General features: G+C 37.4%; 14 protein-coding genes and 1 pseudogene. 5 read left to right on the top strand and 10 right to left on the bottom strand.

Annotated features, from left to right (window positions below):
* Window positions 1-6: 6 nt before the first annotated feature.
* The 8 genes from A6M55_RS16500 to A6M55_RS16465 all read right to left on the bottom strand — a co-directional run bounded on the left by A6M55_RS16500 (window position 7) and on the right by A6M55_RS16465 (window position 9,822).
* A complete protein-coding gene (locus A6M55_RS16500) occupies window positions 7-1,332 on the bottom strand; it encodes a serine hydrolase (RefSeq protein ID WP_064198577.1) in 1,326 nt (441 codons plus the stop codon).
* Window positions 1,333-1,421: 89 nt separating this feature from the next.
* Window positions 1,422-2,411: a VWA domain-containing protein gene (locus A6M55_RS16495; protein WP_064198576.1), complete on the bottom strand. Its 990-nt coding sequence runs from the start codon at window positions 2,409-2,411 to the stop codon at window positions 1,422-1,424.
* Window positions 2,412-2,483: 72 nt separating this feature from the next.
* Window positions 2,484-3,305: an N-acetylmuramic acid 6-phosphate etherase gene (murQ, locus tag A6M55_RS16490; protein ID WP_064198575.1), complete on the bottom strand. Its 822-nt coding sequence runs from the start codon at window positions 3,303-3,305 to the stop codon at window positions 2,484-2,486.
* Window positions 3,306-3,421: 116 nt separating this feature from the next.
* A complete protein-coding gene (locus tag A6M55_RS16485; protein WP_064198574.1) occupies window positions 3,422-4,810 on the bottom strand; it encodes an FAD-binding oxidoreductase in 1,389 nt (462 codons plus the stop codon).
* 267 nt (window positions 4,811-5,077) lie between these two features.
* Window positions 5,078-5,758 (bottom strand): hypothetical protein, encoded by a 681-nt coding sequence (locus A6M55_RS16480; RefSeq protein WP_015028446.1) that lies wholly within the window; start codon window positions 5,756-5,758, stop codon window positions 5,078-5,080.
* Between the two features lie 13 nt (window positions 5,759-5,771).
* The gene (locus A6M55_RS16475) at window positions 5,772-7,151 is read right to left on the bottom strand and encodes a dipeptidase (protein WP_064198573.1); all 1,380 of its coding nucleotides are present in this window, start codon (window positions 7,149-7,151) and stop codon (window positions 5,772-5,774) included.
* 49 nt (window positions 7,152-7,200) lie between these two features.
* Window positions 7,201-7,803, bottom strand: a complete 603-nt coding sequence (gene plsY, locus A6M55_RS16470; protein WP_064198572.1) for a glycerol-3-phosphate 1-O-acyltransferase PlsY — start codon at window positions 7,801-7,803, stop codon at window positions 7,201-7,203.
* 150 nt (window positions 7,804-7,953) lie between these two features.
* Window positions 7,954-9,822: a glycogen/starch synthase gene (locus tag A6M55_RS16465; protein WP_197491723.1), complete on the bottom strand. Its 1,869-nt coding sequence runs from the start codon at window positions 9,820-9,822 to the stop codon at window positions 7,954-7,956.
* A 197-nt stretch (window positions 9,823-10,019) separates the two neighbouring features.
* Here A6M55_RS16465 and A6M55_RS16460 point away from each other — a divergent pair, with 197 nt between their 5' ends.
* The 3 genes from A6M55_RS16460 (at window position 10,020) to A6M55_RS16450 (ending at window position 12,820) form a co-directional block, all read left to right on the top strand.
* Window positions 10,020-10,925: a DMT family transporter gene (locus A6M55_RS16460; protein WP_064198571.1), complete on the top strand. Its 906-nt coding sequence runs from the start codon at window positions 10,020-10,022 to the stop codon at window positions 10,923-10,925.
* A 130-nt stretch (window positions 10,926-11,055) separates the two neighbouring features.
* Window positions 11,056-11,976 carry a hypothetical protein gene (locus A6M55_RS16455; protein WP_015028451.1) on the top strand — a complete coding sequence of 307 codons (921 nt, stop codon included), beginning with the start codon at window positions 11,056-11,058 and terminating at the stop codon, window positions 11,974-11,976.
* A 67-nt stretch (window positions 11,977-12,043) separates the two neighbouring features.
* Window positions 12,044-12,820, top strand: coding sequence for a hypothetical protein (locus A6M55_RS16450; protein WP_015028452.1), 777 nt, complete (start codon window positions 12,044-12,046; stop codon window positions 12,818-12,820).
* 88 nt (window positions 12,821-12,908) lie between these two features.
* Here the strand turns inward: A6M55_RS16450 and atpG are convergent, their stop codons facing one another.
* Window positions 12,909-13,793, bottom strand: coding sequence for an ATP synthase F1 subunit gamma (gene atpG, locus A6M55_RS16445; protein ID WP_064198570.1), 885 nt, complete (start codon window positions 13,791-13,793; stop codon window positions 12,909-12,911).
* A 92-nt stretch (window positions 13,794-13,885) separates the two neighbouring features.
* A complete protein-coding gene (gene atpA, locus A6M55_RS16440; protein WP_015028454.1) occupies window positions 13,886-15,463 on the bottom strand; it encodes a F0F1 ATP synthase subunit alpha in 1,578 nt (525 codons plus the stop codon).
* Window positions 15,464-15,744: 281 nt separating this feature from the next.
* Here atpA and A6M55_RS16435 point away from each other — a divergent pair, with 281 nt between their 5' ends.
* Window positions 15,745-16,452: a 2-phosphosulfolactate phosphatase gene (locus A6M55_RS16435; RefSeq protein ID WP_041693435.1), complete on the top strand. Its 708-nt coding sequence runs from the start codon at window positions 15,745-15,747 to the stop codon at window positions 16,450-16,452.
* Window positions 16,453-16,716: 264 nt separating this feature from the next.
* Window positions 16,717-16,965 (top strand): annotated as a pseudogene (locus A6M55_RS17610) (endonuclease domain-containing protein); the annotation flags it as partial.
* Window positions 16,966-16,986 lie beyond the last annotated feature (21 nt).

The following is a 16,986-nucleotide window of genomic DNA, read 5'->3' as shown; positions in this document are numbered from 1 at the left end:
AAACCATCACTTCACTGCTGCTACAACACCTTTCACTAAAGCAGAAAGATTAAAATTATCTTTCGGTGTGCATCCCAAACGCACAATTACTAAATTCTTCGACGGCACAACTGTTACCGACTGCCCTTCAAATCCTAAAGCCATAAAAGCATCTTGTGGGAAAGTTTTATCTTGATGGTCAAGCCAGAAATGTGCTGCGTATTTACCATCTGAATGTGCAGTTTCGGTAGAGGAATATTTCACCCAACCTTCTGGCAAGAGACGTTCGCCATTCCAAATACCATCTTGAAGATATAATTGACCAAATTTTGCCCAATCACGAGCAGTGGCGTACATAAACGAAGAACCGACAAAAGTTCCTATAGCATCTGGTTCCAAAACGGCACTTTTCATTCCAATTTTATGAAATAATCGTTGATATGGGAAAGCCAAATAATTGGCGTGAGAAGCAAACTGGCGTCGAATAATTTCTTGCAAAATATTACTTGTTCCACTTGAATACGACCATATTTTATCGGGTTCGGCAGCGGCTTTACTTTGCAAAGCGTAAGCACCTGCTCCTTTTTTACGAAATAACATTCGGGTAGCATCGCTTGGTGCGGCATAGTTTTCTTCAAAACCAAGTCCACTACTCATACGAAGAAGGTGGTCGATGGTAATTTTCTTTCGCTCATCGTTTTGCCATTCCGATATTGGAGCTGGCTTTTTGATATCCAATTTTCCATCTTTTACCAAAAGTCCAATCATGGCACTAGTTACACTTTTGGTCATCGACCAACCCAAAAGCGGTGTTTCGGGCTTAATATTGGTGGCATATCTTTCTGCTAAAATTTGTCCATTATGCAGTACAACCACTGCTCGTGTACGAATAATATTCTGAGGGTCTTTTTCTTGAAAAGCTTCATTGATAGTTTTATCTAAAGATACTTTATCTATTCCTGCAAAATCTGATATTGTTGTTAGTTTCTCGGTAAGTGTATCGGCTAAAGGAACTGATGGTTGTTTTTTGATTTCTTCTTCGGTTAGTTCATTCACAAGTGTACATCCAAGCCCTTTTCTGTAAATGGCCTTGGTTTGAGCCAAGCCATAAATATTAGCGGTTACGGCTTTATTTACTTCATCAACTTCTACTGTGGCAAATGGCACAGCATAGAGTTCTTCTGCTTTGATATTTTCTAAATCACGCCCAGAAACAAACATACAAGAACATACTGTTTTGGCATTATAAGAAGAACCTATGTAAGCATATTGAATGGCATAATTTCCAGCATAAATAAGCCCAATTGCCACAATTAGCAACGTAGCATAAATGATTTTTCGTTTGTTAGACATGGTTTTGATGAATTAGATGGATATGGATACATTTCTTATTGAAAGAAAAAACTTTACAAGAGATAGCATTTAAAGTTGAATTCTTCGAATCAATCTTCCAAAATATTGCCAATGAATGTGTTTTTAAAGAAAAAAGCAGTCAGTAGAAAAACAACCGCCCAGTTGAGATAGATATAGTAAAAATCTTCTACATCACGATAAACATTATCTTTGATTTTTACTTTTTCGAGGCTATTAATTTGCTCAAAAATCTGCTTAAGTGTCTGATTATCAGTAGCTCTAAAAAATTTTCCATTACCTTCTCTGGCGATTTCACGAAGTGTATTTTCATCAACTTTAACTTCGCCATCATTACCTCCAACGGCAATTGTGTACACCTTTATACCAAAAGATTTTGCTAAATCAGTAGCGGTAAGTGGGTCGAGCGTACCAGCGGTATTATCTCCATCGCTCAACAAAATAGCTACTTTACTTTTACTTGGCACTTCTCTGAGTCGATTGATACAAGTAGCCAATGCACTACCAATGGCGGTTCCAGTAGTTTTAATAAGATTGCTATTTATTTCTTCTAAATATTCGTTGAGCATTTCATAATCAGTTGTGAGTGGAGACATCGAAAAAGCTTCTCCTGCAAAAACAACCAATCCGATACGGTCTTGAAAACGACCTTTAATAAATTCGTGGGCAACATTTTTGGCTGCTTCCAGTCGATTAGGTTTTAAATCATTCGCCAACATCGACTCTGAAATATCCATGGCCAGCATGATATCAATTCCTTCGGAAAACTGTTCTTTACTTTCACGCACACGTTGGGGGCGAGCCAAAGAAAGCAAGACACAAATAACACCAAGCGAGAAAAATACCGGTGGAATAAAACGGAGATAACTAATCCAACTCGTGCGTAATTGATAGCTAGTCAGTGAAAGCCCTAATTTTTGTTGACCCCGAGTATAAAAAAGCCAACGAAATAAAAATAGAAATGGCACTCCAACGATACTATAAAGATAGAGTTTTTCAGCCCAAACGAACGAACGCAGGGTTTGCCAGCTTAACCAATCTATCGAAAACCAATCCCACATGAAATAATGAAGAATGTAAATGAAGAATATAGATTTTTCTACTTATCTTCTTTTCTAAAATATCGTTCTGAACTATTTTCTATAATTATCAACGGCATTTCTTACGCTGCCATAAGTATGAAGGAGGTCACTTGCTTCTTCGTAGGGAATATTTAATTCATTCATGACCATTCGGATACCACGCTCAACTAATTTATGATTGGTTAGCTGCATATCAACCATTTTATTCCCTTTTACTCGCCCTAATTGAATCATTACGGAGGTAGAAATCATATTTAAGACCAATTTCTGGGCCGTTCCAGACTTCATTCTCGTACTGCCCGTTACGAATTCAGGCCCCACTACTGCTTCTACTGGGTATTCTGCCTCAGCCGCAACTGCACTTCCTGCATTACAAACAACACAACCAGTAAGAATTCCGTTTTGGCGAGCGGTGCGTAAACCCCCTACTACATAAGGTGTGCGACCCGACGCAGCAATGCCTACTAAACAATCGTTGGTATTGATTTCGTATTCTTCTAAATCTTTCCAAGCTTGTTCTATATCATCCTCCGCATTTTCAACGGCTTTTCTGATTGCTTTATCTCCACCGGCCATTATTCCGACCACCATTCCAAACGGAACTCCGAAGGTAGGCGGGCATTCTGAAGCATCTACTACACCCAAACGGCCACTTGTGCCCGCACCAATATAAAACAAACGTCCTCCAGCCTTCATTCGAGGTACAATCTGATTCACCAATGCCTCAATCTGAGGAATGCACTTTTCTACTGCATAGGGCACGGTTTTATCTTCATTATTGATTCCTTCGAGTAATTCTCGAACCGACATTTTCTCAAGATTATCATAATGAGATGAAGATTCGGTTGCTAATTTTTCTAAGCCAAGTGACATAGTTTTGTTCGCTTCTAATTTTAGATTTTATAAAATAGTGGATGAATTTGTTCAAAAGTAAAGAATTATCCTTTTTCAAAAAACATAATTGATGAAACTCCTTATTTATGCTACCTCTAATGATTTATTTTGGGTAATAATTTGCCAGGATTCATGATATTTTGAGGGTCTATTGCCTTCTTAATCGTCCACATAAGGTTAAGTGCTTCACCATGTTCGGCTTTCATGTAATGAAGTTTCCCGACGCCAATCCCATGTTCGCCTGTGCATGTTCCACCCATTTCAAGAGCTCTCGTTACCAATCGTTCGTTTAGGGCTTTTGCTCTTTCAAATTCATCAGCATCATCGGCTGAAACAACAATTGTTAGGTGAAAATTACCATCTCCTACGTGCCCTAAAATAGGGGCTAAAATATCACTATTTTTAATATCTATCTGTGTATCAACAATACACTTTGCTAATTTAGAAATCGGCACGCAAACATCCGTTGACATCAATTTACCTCCTTCTCGTAGTGCAACCGATGCAGGAGCAGCATCGGTTCGAGCTCGCCAAAGTTTCTTTCGATTTTGTTCGCTGGTTTCCCACAAAAACTCCATAACTCCGTGCTGCTTTGCAATTTCTTCAACTTTCCTTATCTGTTCTTTTAATTCTATTTCCGAACCCGCAAATTCTAAGAAAAGAGTTGGTTTTTCTGCATATTCTAAGGCAGAGTATAGGTTAATCGCACGCATCATTGCATCGTCAAGCAATTCTATTTTCGAAATCGAAATTCCCTTTTGAATTGTTTTAATGGCTGAATTAACGGCCATTTCTACGCTTGGGAAAGAACATACAGCCGCATAAATAGCTTCTGGATAGCTGTGTAATTTAAGGGTTAGTTCGGTAATTATGCCCAACGTGCCTTCGGCTCCAACCAGCAAACGAGTAAGATCATATCCTGCCGATGATTTTTTTGCCTTACTACCTGTCTGAATAATTTCTCCATTGGGTAAAACCGCTTTGAGCGTTAGGACATTATCTTTCATAGTTCCGTAACGCACCGCATTAGTGCCCGAAGCCCTCGTACTGGCCATTCCACCCAAAGTAGCATTTACACCTGGCCCAATTGGAAAGAAAAAACCACTTCCTTCTAAGGCTTCGTCAATCTGATTACGGGTGACTCCCGACTCAACCGTTACGTACATATCAGCAGTATTGATTTCGATGATATGATTCATTTTGCTTAAATCAATACAAACTCCTCCTTCGATGGCTAAAATGTGGCCTTCAACTGAAGTGCCTGCACCAAAAGGAATAATCGGAGTATTATGTTTGGCACAAACCTTTACGATTTCGGCAACTTCTTGAGTATTTTTAGGAAAAACAACACAGTCAGGTGGCGTACAAGCATGATAACTAAATCCGACACCGTGTTCGTTTCGGATGTTTGTTTCGCTCGTTACACGGTCTTGCAAAAGGCTTTTTAGTTCTTCAAAAACCGACTGATTGAATCGTTTTTCCATATTGTGTTAATATAATTATATAGAACCAAGAGACTTTATAAGAGTCTTTGCAAACATATCTATCTTTGAGCGAAAAGCTTGTGTCTATGTCTGTCTATTCTTTAAAACACCTAATTTTTTTCCTTATGAAAAAAGAAAAAAAGCACCAATATAACCATTCCAAGCTAATTAAAATCTGTTTTAATATTTACTTTTAATTATACTAAAAACGGGTTTGTCATTTATGAATTTGGGGTCGATGTTTATCACTAAAACTATCTCCTTTTTTTATATTTTCTTTCTAAATTCAAAAACAATAAAATCTTCTTTTTTAAGATATGGCTGGTATTTTTTAAAAAGTATAAGGTTATGTTTGGTAAATAAATTTATTAACTCTGGCTCTAAAAACATTGGTTTTCCACACCCTTTATGCCTTTTGTTAGGTTTGCTCGAAATATACTCAGAAACAAATAGGCTCCCATTATTTGAAAGTTTTTGTTCAATATCACACAACATTTCATAGGAGTTCGAGAATTCATGTAAAGAGTTTTCAATCAAAATTTTATCAAATAATATTTTAGGTAGCTTGGTTGAAATGCTATCTCCTATATAAATCCTAAACTCTGATTTTGTTTGTTTTCCGTAGCTATTCTGAAGCAAGAAAATTTCTTTTTCTAATAAGCTGACGTTCAAAAACTGAGCATTGATATCTTCAAGGTAAAAGTAAAGTTTGGGAGACTCTAATGAATATATAATTTCATTTATACCCCAACCAGCTCCAATGCTTGCAACTTTTTCGTTTTCTTTAAATTTATAAATTGGTTGATAGCATTCATTTTCAAAAGCAATATGCTTTTTTTTAGTCACACTACTGGGAATATTATAATTTTGACCATCTATCTTAAATTCATATTGTCCAAACATTTGAGCAGGAATCAATAAGATTAAAAGTAATTGGATTTTAAACATACTTTTCTCCTTTTTACTTCATCAATTCGGCATAATGCTTGAAAAACAGCGGAATGGTTTCGATTCCTTTAAAGAAATTAAACAATCCGTAATGTTCGTTGGGCGAATGTAGGGCATCTGAATCTAAGCCAAATCCAAAAAGAATTGATTTCAGACCTAATTCTTGCTCAAATAATGCCACGATTGGAATACTTCCACCCCCTCTTGTTGGAACTGGTTTCTTACCGAAAGCTTCTTCCATAGCCAACATAGCTGCCTTATAACCCGCTGAATCGGTTGGAGTAACGTATGGTTGTCCGCCATGATGACGAGTGACTGAAACTTTGACAGTTGGCGGAGCTATTGCTTTAAAATGAGCTTCAAATAAATCTGCTATTTCTTCCCAATCTTGGTCAGGCACTAAACGCATAGAAATTTTAGCGAATGCTTTCGATGGAAGCACCGTCTTAGAGCCTTCGCCAGTATATCCACCCCAAATACCATTTACATCAAGTGTTGGGCGAATACTTGCACGCTCACGTGTAGTGTAGCCTTTTTCACCCGAAACTTCGGCAATATCTAGGTCTTTTTTGTATTCTTCTAAATCAAAAGGTGCAGCCTCTAAATCATCACGCTCAGCTTGGCTCAGCTCTGCTACTTTATCATAGAATCCTTTAATCGTAATTTTGCCATCGGCATCGTGCATGGAAGCAATCATCTGGCAAAGAACATTAACAGGATTGGCCACAGCTCCACCATATACACCCGAGTGTAAATCTCGATTTGGACCGGTTACGGCAACTTCCATATAAGTAAGTCCACGCAAACCAGTTTCTACCGAAGGAATATCATTGGCAATGATAGAAGTATCAGAAATCAGGATTAAATCGGCCTTAAGTTTTTCTTTATTTTCTTTCACGAAAATACCCAAATTCTCTGAGCCAACTTCTTCTTCTCCTTCAAACATAATCTTTACATTACAAGGCAAACCACCTTGAGCCAACATCATTTCGATAGCTTTTACGTGCATATAGATTTGTCCTTTATCATCACAAGAACCACGAGCAAAAATAGCTCCGTCTGGGTGATTTTTAGTTACCTTGATTGTTGGTTCAAATGGAGGCGAATCCCATAGTTCGTAAGGGTCAGCAGGTTGAACATCGTAATGTCCGTAAATTAAAATTGTTGGCAAAGATGCATCTACCATTTTTTCAGCATATACAATCGGATGCCCCGCTGTCGGACAAATCTCTGCTTTATCAAGGCCTGCAGCTAATAATTTTTCTTGAATATATTCAGCCGCACGAAGCATATCGGGCTGAAACTTTGAGTCGGCACTAACCGAAGGAATACGTAAGAAATCAAAAAGTTCGTTTAAGAACCTATCTTTATTTTGTTCGATGTAAGTGTTCATTGATTTATTTTGTCCAGTGGACTTTTACTACATATACAAAGTTATGGCTTTATTTTTTCGCCCCAAACTTATTTTCAGTACCGTTTATTAGGCGACTGATATTTTGGCGATGCATGATAGTTAAGATTAAGAAAACCACCCAAGCAAAGCCAATGGCGTAATTATCGGCATTATCATTCCATAAATTGAACATCAATTGAATAGGGAAAGCTAATCCGCCTAAAATTGAACCTAAGGATACATATTTTGTAGCAAGTACTATTACTAAAAATACTAAAAAGCAACCTAAAGCAGCCCAAGGAAAAGTAGCAACCAAAACCCCCATTGAAGTAGCCACGCCTTTTCCACCTTTAAATTGGGCAAAAATTGGAAAAATATGCCCCATAATCACGGCTAAGCCCATAAGTAAATATAGATACTGAGTAGTATCTGACATAAACAAACCAGCAGCTTTTACAGCTAAAAAACCTTTGAGGAAATCGACAATCAGAACAATGATACCTGCTTTTTTGCCAAGTGTACGAAGAGAGTTGGTTGCCCCAGCATTTCCACTTCCATGTTCGCGAACATCAATACCGTGAAAAATCCTACCATACCAAACTGCTGTGGGAATCGAGCCCATTAAATAGGCTAAAATAATACTTAGAATCATTAAGGTTATAGAAAACTTTTAAGGTGAGTTGGCAAAATTAATCAAAATTGTGCTATTTCATGATAGTCACCCATAAAAAAACACATAAGATATTGATATACAAAATCTTATGTGTTTAAAAGTATCATCAATAATTGTATATTTTGAAAACTATATACGTGTTATACCCTTACGTTTCAGGGCTAAATCGTGAGCAGTATCGTAGTACGAACGTAGATTTGTCCAATCAAATACTTCTGAGATATTCTCTACTCTATTACGCTGCATGATGCGGTCACGTCGGTTCATTGTTACGAACTTAAAGAGAATTTCGGCTAGTTGGTCGGCGGCTTTATCAAAGTTTTTACGCTTACGATTAACCACATATACCCCTACGTTTTCGAAATCTTTCATGAGTTGCATAATGAAATCGCCAAAGCCTGATAAATCACTCGTTACAGTAGGAATTCCTCTTACAACACACTCTAGCGGCGTATATCCCCAAGGTTCATAATAACTCGGGAAAATGCCCAAATGGCATCCACGCACAAACTGGCTGTATTCCATTCCAAAAAGTGGGTTGGTAGGAGAAATAAAATCTGGGTGATACACAAATTTTACGCGGTCTTGTTCGTGGTTAAGTAAATTGGTTTCCTTCAAATAATTGGTAATATCATCGGGTTGCTTCAAAAGGTGCGTCACCGTATGAGGAAGTTTTTTGGTCTTCCAAGTTTGAATTGTGCGGCGTAAACGTAATCTCCAATATTCATCAACAAACTGATTTAAGTCAGGAAGATTTGGGTCATCGTTTGATGCCGAGGCATGGAATAGATGTTCTCCAATTTGTTTTTCCATAGCCTCACAGGTTTGTCGAATCTCTTCCATTACAGCCCTCGACTGCAGCACCTCTGGGTCTATCGAATGAACAGGGTTTTTAGTAATGATAAACATCACGATTGTCGTATCAATACCTGCCTGAACAAGTTTGAAGTTCAAACGTTTGAGAGCTTCAAGTGTAAGGTCATATCCTTTGTTTCTAAATTCGTAGCGGCCTGAAGTAAAGAAGTAGAGTGTATTATCTAAATCCCAAGAATAACTTTGGAAGAAGTGCCCCATCACAAATTGATGGATTTTTTCTTTATATTTCAAGTGAAGATTCTGGAATTCATGAATAGCTGCAAAACGTGTAACATTCAGACCATTCGGTAGAATCAAATCACAAGTTCGACCGAAAAACACCTCACATTCTTTAGCTGTCACATCACTTACTGTAGTGAGTACATGCGATTTTTGGGCAGCTAAACGTTCAATTTTCGCTTGTGCTTCTATTCCATAATGGCGTGCTTCTTGTTCCCAATCATATCCTGATAGTTTTTCGTAGAAATCAGGCTCATTTCCAGCGATATAACGCCCCAACATGGTGGCATGTGTAGTAAATACGGTCGAAATTGGCACATTATCAGTGCGAATATCTATCAAAGCAGTGGCAACCATCCACTCATGAAAATGAGCCACAACCTCGTTTTTGCTCCCAAAAGCTTCACCAAATTCGGTCAAGAAAACCCTAATCATCTCACCTAGAGCAATCACTTGGTCAACCAATGGCTCAGCATTTAAAGTTGAAATTTGATGTCTTTCCCAAAGTTTAAACTTTAAATCGTTGGTATCATTCAAAATTGACTTGAAATCGAGCAAAACAATTTTGGGTTTGCCCGTAACCAGCCAACGGCCATAATGGGCATCAAAGCCCATTTCTTTCATTTTTTTTACAACTTTCCCAAAAGGCGATTCATCGAGGTCTGCAATTGGTTCAAACTCAATCATTGCCGTATTAGGGAAGTACGGGCCAACGAGACAGTAATTTTCGCCCCACTCCTCAACCATTGAAGGTACTTTCGAGCGAATTACTGTATAAATTCCACCAACTTGGTTACATACCTCCCAAGCAATCTCCATCAACATTGGCTTCTTTTGTTCACGCGGCTTAATACTAATAGTTTCTTCTGATGCTTTCTTTAATTTTGCTTTGGTTGTTGCCATGTTGAATATCTAATTTATTAAAACACAAGGTTGAATTAGCTTAAAATTTTTAATAATAACAATAAAAAATTTAACTTTTCTAACAGAATTTATGCAAATTTATTGATTTTAAAGAATATCCTTTTTTTTCACCGTACTTTGTATTAGCAAATCTATCATATTCATTCTTTTTTCTGGTTGAGATTCCGTTATTTTTTATGCCCAAACGCTCAAATTATTGGTTAGGAGCTTTATTGGTTTTTGGAGCTGCGTTTGGTTTTGCTTTAAAAGGTATTTTCATCAAATCGGCCTACCAATATGGGGTAGATACCATCTCCCTACTTTCCCTCCGATTTATATTTGCTGCTCCTTTCTATATTTTTACTATCTTAAGAAAACGCTTCAAAGAAGAGGCACACCCAAAAGTATCTACCAGCACTTGGCTTAAGTTATTTGGGGTTGGGTTTATTGGATACTATATTTCGGCTTACTTTAACCTTTTAGGGCTGAATTATATTACCGCTAGTTTAGAGCGAATCTTGCTTTTTGTCTATCCTACTTTTGTCTTAATCTTGAGTGCTATCATTTTCAAAAAGAAGATTACTCCTTTGCAATGGTTGGCTTTGGGTATTACTTATTTCGGTATCTTCATTGCTTTTTTAAAGAACTTCGATGCTCACCAACAAAAAGATATTTGGCTAGGAGCTTTTTGGGTAATTTTAAGTGGTTTTACTTATGCGTTTTACTTAATCAGTAGCGATGGGCTTATCGCTAAGCTTGGTACAACTCGTTTTACCTCTTGGGTTATTTTATCAGCTTTTGTTCCTACCCTTATTCACTGCTATACCGTTAATCAATTAAATATTTTAAATTTTCCTATTCCTGTTTATACCATTTCGTTGTCAATGGCCGTTTTCTCAACGGTTTTACCAACTTTTATGTTATCGGAAGGAATCAAAAGAGTTGGCTCAGGAAACGCTTCCATCATTGCTAGCATCGGACCCATTTTTACGATTGTGCTAGCCACAACGTTTTTAGGCGAAACGATTTGGCTTGAACAAATTATAGGAACTGTTTTTGTACTTATCGGCGTATTTTTGATTAGTTGGAAAGGGAAAAAATAAACAAGAAACGAACAAAACTTTTACCTATATATCTAAATGAAGCCATAACGAATCATTAACACTATAACACTATAAAATTTCCACACAATTTCACTAATTTTGAATGATTATTTGAATCAAAAACCAAAAAATGAAATACCTCATCACTGCTATTTGCCTATTATTTACACTCACTTCATGCCAAAACAAAAACGAACAGAAAAATCTTCAGCTCTCTGATACTCAAGAGTTCAGAAAATACTGGTTTAATAATCAAGCCGAAATAAGTAGCTACGATTTACAACAGGCTCGCTACGGAAAAAAACATGTGGGCGAAGCTGTAATGGTTTTTGTAACTGAAGATTTTAGACTAGATAAACAAGTAAAGCTCGAATCAGATGCTCGTGAAAAAGCAACCCCAGTTTTGAAGCTAAATTTTCTAAAAAAGTTCATTACAGGTATCTATGATTACTCCATGTATTCATCAATCTTTACACCTGTACAAACCAACACCTACCCTGCTACTTTAAAAGTGACAAACACGAATCAAGAATGGTGTGGACAAACATTTACCCAATTAAACTATCATCAAAATGGCTATCAAGTTCTAGGAAAATCTTATTTTGAAGAAGAAGTTTCGGATGATTTTCATGTTGATTATGCATTGCTTGAAGATGAATTATGGAGTAAAATTAGACTTTCTCAAACCGAGCAACTACCCATTGGCAATGTAATGATGATTCCGAGTATGACTTCTTTACGCCTTCGCCACAAGCGTGTATTGCCCGAAATGAGCAAGATTAAACTTGAAGCTTATAAAGGAGATTCAACGTTTAAAGGTACAGAACTGATGGACTACAATATTCATTATCCAGAGAGTAAACGTGACCTCAGAATTATTTTCGAAAAAAACTTTCCGCATCAAATTATCGGCTGGGAAGAATCTTATGAAGAAAACAAAAAGCGGCTAACTACCAGAGGAGTTTTGAAAGCGACCATTCGCAATGATTATTGGAAGAAAAATATGCCTGCTGATACCATTTATAGAAAACTATTGAAGTTGAAATATTGATTTTTTTATTTTTGTAAAAAGTTGCCCCAAAAAGGCTGACTTACAAATACTTAAATGATTTCCCTCAATGAAAAAGCCAGCTAATTTTTTCCTAATTGCTTTAATTATCGTCTTTTTAGCTTCTTGCGGCGAAAAGAAAACTCAAAAAACCGAAAATACTGCCAACAGTCCGGCTATTCATACATTGGTATTTATTGATAAAACTGCCAGTGTTGATGTATCGAAGCCTTTTGTAGCACAAAAATATCAGCAAGCCCTCAATAGCATCATTGAGGAAAATGTGAGGAAATCGGGTGATAAATTTGAAATTTATTATATCCACGAAAATACCGCTAAAGGACGTTGTTTATCGCTTACTTGTCGAACCGAAATGGAAGATACAGAGGGAGTCAATGCAACCGATTTAGAGGCTATCAAAACTAACTATGACCTCTCCATTCGAAAAGAACGTTCTTTTGTCTCTAAACAAGCATTAGCACGCCTCAATGCTGAAAATACAAGCGAATCGAACCGCGAAACCAATATTTTAGCAAGTCTACCAGTCATTGCGAAAGCATCAGAGTCGGGAGCGATTGTGAAGGTATATTACCTAAGTGATATGGTTGAAAGTGTGAAAAGTGGGCGTGATTTTCAGATTAAACCACCAAAAGATAATTCAGAAGCAGAAAGCTGGGCTAAAGCTGATGCCGATAAATACAAAGACTTAGCCTTGAATGGTCCAGATATTTCGATGATTTTACCTTTTGAAGCAACCAGTTCTATCAAAGAAAATAACCCAACAATTACTTATTATTGGACTAAATTATTTGAGAACTTAGGTGTGATGAGTGTTCAAGAAATGTAACACAATTCTCCGAATTGTGCTGTAGGAAAAGAAAAACGGCGATATATCTTTCGATGTATCGCCGTTTCTGATATATAAGAACTAATAATTAGTTTCCTTTCAAAGCTTCTGCACCACCCACAATTTCCAAAATTTCTTTTGTAATGGCAGCTTGGCGACTACGGTTATATTCGATTTTCAAATTACGTAATAACTCGTTGGCGTTATCAGTTGCTTTATCCATAGCAGTCATACGAGCACCGTGTTCAGAAGCATTTGATTCTAAAACGGCTTTGAATAACTGCATTTTGATAGCCTTTGGCATTAATTCTAATACAATTTCTTCTTCCGATGGTTCGAAAATATAATCTGTATTAGCAGCTTTAGCGTTATCATCTTTTTTCTCAACTAAAGGAAGCATTTGCTCTACACGAATAATCTGCGTAGCTACGTTTTTGAATTCGTTGAACACAATTTCAACTACATCATATTTTCCATTTGCAAAAGCTGCCATTGCTTGCTCTGCAGCTTGGCGAGCAGTAGCAAAACTCAAGCGTTGGAAAATATCCATAAACTCGGTATTTGTCTTGAAGCCACGCTTTTGTAATGTTTCACCACCTTTTTTACCCAAAGCCATGATTTCAACATTACCTTTAGCTAATTGAGCAGGGTAGTTTTCGTTAATATGAGCCATAGTGGCCTTTACAACGTTTGCATTAAATGCACCGCAAAGTCCTCTATCAGAAGTAACAACGATTACTAAAACCTTCTCAACAGAGCGAACTTGAGTATATGGACTCGCTGTTCCTACCTCAGTATTAGCCGATACCGCAGAAATCAACTCATTGAGTTTCGTTGCATACGGACGCATCTGAGTAATGGCATCTTGTGCACGACGAAGCTTCGCCGCTGATACCATTTTCATTGCCTTGGTAATCTGTGTTGTAGAGTTTACCGAGGTAATTCTATTTCTAACTTCTTTTAATGAAGGCATCTTTTTATTAAATTAAGAATGTAGAATGTAGAATTAAGAATTAATTATGCTAAAAAACATTCCTAATTCTTAATTCTCAATTCTTAATTGTATTAAGCGTATTTCTCTGCTAATTCTTTACCTACTTTCTTGATAGTGTCAGTAGTAGCATCATCTAACTTACCAGCCGCAAGGTTTGTAATAACCTCTGGGTTTTGGCTCTTCAATAATAAAGCGAATTCGTTTTCGAATTCTTTTACTCTTGCAACAGGTACTTTGTCTAATACACCGTTGATTGAAGCATAGATAATAGCAACTTGCTCTCCTACTGATACTGGCGAGAATTGAGCTTGCTTTAAGATTTCTTGGTTACGACGTCCACGCTCGATAGTCAAACGAGTAGCAGCATCTAGGTCTGAACCAAACTTCGCAAAAGCTTCCAATTCACGGAACTGTGCTTGGTCAAGTTTCAATGTACCAGCTACTTTCTTCATTGATTTAATCTGAGCATTACCACCTACGCGTGATACCGAGATACCTACGTTAATCGCTGGACGAATACCTGCATTGAACAAGTTAGACTCCAAGAAGATTTGTCCGTCAGTAATCGAGATTACGTTTGTAGGGATATAAGCAGATACGTCACCTGCTTGTGTTTCGATGATTGGAAGGGCTGTTAATGAACCACCACCTTTCACTTTAGATTTCAATGATGGCGGTAAATCGTTCATTTCACTTGCAATAGCATCATCAGCGATAACTTTTGCAGCACGCTCCAATAAACGGCTATGTAAGTAGAATACGTCACCTGGATAAGCTTCACGGCCTGGTGGACGACGAAGCAATAATGATACTTCACGGTAAGCTACGGCTTGCTTAGAAAGGTCATCGTAGATAACCAATGCTGGACGGCCTGTATCACGGAAGTATTCACCGATAGCAGCACCCGTAAACGGAGCAAAGAACTGCATCGGAGATGGGTCAGAAGCACCCGCTGCTACGATTACTGTGTAATCCATAGCACCATATTTACGTAATGTCTGCTCAACAGCCTTAATTGTAGAAGCTTTTTGACCACAAGCTACGTAGATACAATATACAGGTTCGCCTTTGTCGTAGAATTCTTTTTGGTTAATGATGGTGTCAATACAAACGGCAGTCTTACCAGTTTGACGGTCACCGATAACCAACTCACGTTGGCCACGGCCAATCGGAATCATCGCGTCAATAGCTTTGATACCTGTTTGTAAAGGCTCAGTTACTGGCTGACGATAAATAACGCCTGGTGCTTTACGCTCCAAAGGCATTTCAAAAGTTTCTCCTTGAATAGGGCCATTGCCATCGATAGGCTCAGCCAAAGTATTTACAACACGGCCTACGATGCCATCACCTACTTTTACAGAGGCGATTTCACCTGTACGTTTTACTGTTGCACCTTCTTTGATACCTGCCGAGTCACCTAACAATACCGCTCCTACGTTGTCTTCTTCGAGGTTAAGTGCTAAGGCTTTTAAGCCATTTTCAAATGCCAGCAATTCACCGGCTTGAACTTTTGATAAACCGTATATACGTGCTACACCGTCACCGATTTGTAGCACTGTACCAACTTCTTCGAGTTCGGCTTCGGTTCTTGCACCTGCCAATTGCTCACGCAGGATAGCCGAAACTTCGTCTGGTCTAACTGATGCCATATAATTCTTTATGATGAGTTTTGAATGTAATTTTTTAAGAAACGTGTGCTGTACTCTTAATTTTCGGCTGCAAAATTACGATACGATTTTCACAATTCCGATATTTTGCTTAAAAAAAGATTAAAAATGTAGGATTTTTTTTAGAATTTGGAACTTAATTGAAGAAGTTTTGAACAAAAAATTGACAACTTTGCAAAACTTGTCAATTTTAAACACTTTTTTTGGCATCTTTGCCAAAAAATCTCATAATTCGAAACGACACCGTTTTATATTGCATTACGATGAAAAATATTGATGTTTGTTTAACTCCCGATTTACTTCACCTACATAAAATTGATAATACGATTGTTATTGTTGCTGATATTTTTCGTGCAACTTCTTGTATGGTTACAGGCTTTGCTTATGGTGTAAAAGCCATTATTCCAGTTGAAACCGTAGAAGAATGTCAAGAATTACAGGCCAAAGGTTTTATTGCCGCGGCGGAACGAAACGCCCAAAAAGTGGAGGGATTCGAACTTGATAATTCTCCTTTTAGCTACATGGATGAAAAGCTAATCGGTGAAAAAATTGCCATGACAACCACCAATGGCACCTATTCGATTTCAAAAGCTAAAACATCTGCTGTAAAGGTTTTAGTTGGAGCTTTTCTAAATCTCAATGCAATCGTAGAATACCTAAAAACACAGCCTTACGATGTATTGGTGCTTTGTGCAGGCTGGAAAGGGCGAACCAATTTAGAGGATACACTCTTTGCAGGAGCAGTAGTAGATGCCGTACAAGATGAGTTTTTTGTGGCCGAAGATAGTGCTATTATGTCTATGAGACTCTATCAACAAGCCAAAGACGATATGCTTGGATACTTGGCAAATTCATCGCATATTCGCCGTTTGCAACGCTTAGGTATCAACAAAGATATTAGCTATTGCTTACAACGTGATTTGTATGATGTTGTGCCTGTACTACGTGGAAATGAGTTGGTGAATATGTGATATTTTATCTTTGAGGATAATGAGAGATAAATTGAAAGGTAAAAAATACGAGAACAAAATTTCCCCTCCTTTTTTCAAGGAGGGGTGGCAAAATTTTGACGAAGTCGAATTTTGACGGGGTGGTTGAACATTGGAGTAATTTTTTAGAAAAAAACTATGCAACTCAATAATCTAAAGTCCTTAAAACCACAAAGAAAACATTTACGAAACCACTCCACATCGGCTGAGGCAACTTTATGGAGTTACTAAAAGAATAGTCAATTAGAAGGACGAAAGTTTAGAAGACAACACAGTATTGAATTTTACATTCTTGACTTTTTTTGCCCATCAGAAAAAATAAACATAGAATTAGATGGACAAGAACACTTTGAAGGCTACGGACTCGTGCACGATGAAAAACGTGATGAGTTTTTAAAATCACTCAACATTAAAGTATTAAGATTTGAAAATAAAGAAGTTTTTGAAAATATAGAATGGGTTTTGAATGAGATTAAAAGGCATTTTAAAACTTAAACAACCACCCCGTCAAAGTCC

It is taken from the genome of Emticicia sp. MM (genome assembly GCF_001649495.1).
The sequence above is the reverse complement of the archived record's forward strand: the minus strand, read 5'-3'. Positions and strand labels throughout refer to the sequence as shown.

What these genes read in the sequence shown, in the direction of transcription:
- A6M55_RS16500 (WP_064198577.1), bottom strand. Translation starts at nt 1,332, where the DNA reads ATGTCTAACAAACGAAAAATCATTTATGCTACGTTGCTAATTGTGGCA.
- A6M55_RS16495 (WP_064198576.1), bottom strand. Translation starts at nt 2,411, where the DNA reads ATGTGGGATTGGTTTTCGATAGATTGGTTAAGCTGGCAAACCCTGCGT.
- murQ (WP_064198575.1), bottom strand. Translation starts at nt 3,305, where the DNA reads ATGTCACTTGGCTTAGAAAAATTAGCAACCGAATCTTCATCTCATTAT.
- A6M55_RS16485 (WP_064198574.1), bottom strand. Translation starts at nt 4,810, where the DNA reads ATGGAAAAACGATTCAATCAGTCGGTTTTTGAAGAACTAAAAAGCCTT.
- A6M55_RS16480 (WP_015028446.1), bottom strand. Translation starts at nt 5,758, where the DNA reads ATGTTTAAAATCCAATTACTTTTAATCTTATTGATTCCTGCTCAAATG.
- A6M55_RS16475 (WP_064198573.1), bottom strand. Translation starts at nt 7,151, where the DNA reads ATGAACACTTACATCGAACAAAATAAAGATAGGTTCTTAAACGAACTT.
- plsY (WP_064198572.1), bottom strand. Translation starts at nt 7,803, where the DNA reads ATGATTCTAAGTATTATTTTAGCCTATTTAATGGGCTCGATTCCCACA.
- A6M55_RS16465 (WP_197491723.1), bottom strand. Translation starts at nt 9,822, where the DNA reads ATGGCAACAACCAAAGCAAAATTAAAGAAAGCATCAGAAGAAACTATT.
- A6M55_RS16460 (WP_064198571.1), top strand. Translation starts at nt 10,020, where the DNA reads ATGCCCAAACGCTCAAATTATTGGTTAGGAGCTTTATTGGTTTTTGGA.
- A6M55_RS16455 (WP_015028451.1), top strand. Translation starts at nt 11,056, where the DNA reads ATGAAATACCTCATCACTGCTATTTGCCTATTATTTACACTCACTTCA.
- A6M55_RS16450 (WP_015028452.1), top strand. Translation starts at nt 12,044, where the DNA reads ATGAAAAAGCCAGCTAATTTTTTCCTAATTGCTTTAATTATCGTCTTT.
- atpG (WP_064198570.1), bottom strand. Translation starts at nt 13,793, where the DNA reads ATGCCTTCATTAAAAGAAGTTAGAAATAGAATTACCTCGGTAAACTCT.
- atpA (WP_015028454.1), bottom strand. Translation starts at nt 15,463, where the DNA reads ATGGCATCAGTTAGACCAGACGAAGTTTCGGCTATCCTGCGTGAGCAA.
- A6M55_RS16435 (WP_041693435.1), top strand. Translation starts at nt 15,745, where the DNA reads ATGAAAAATATTGATGTTTGTTTAACTCCCGATTTACTTCACCTACAT.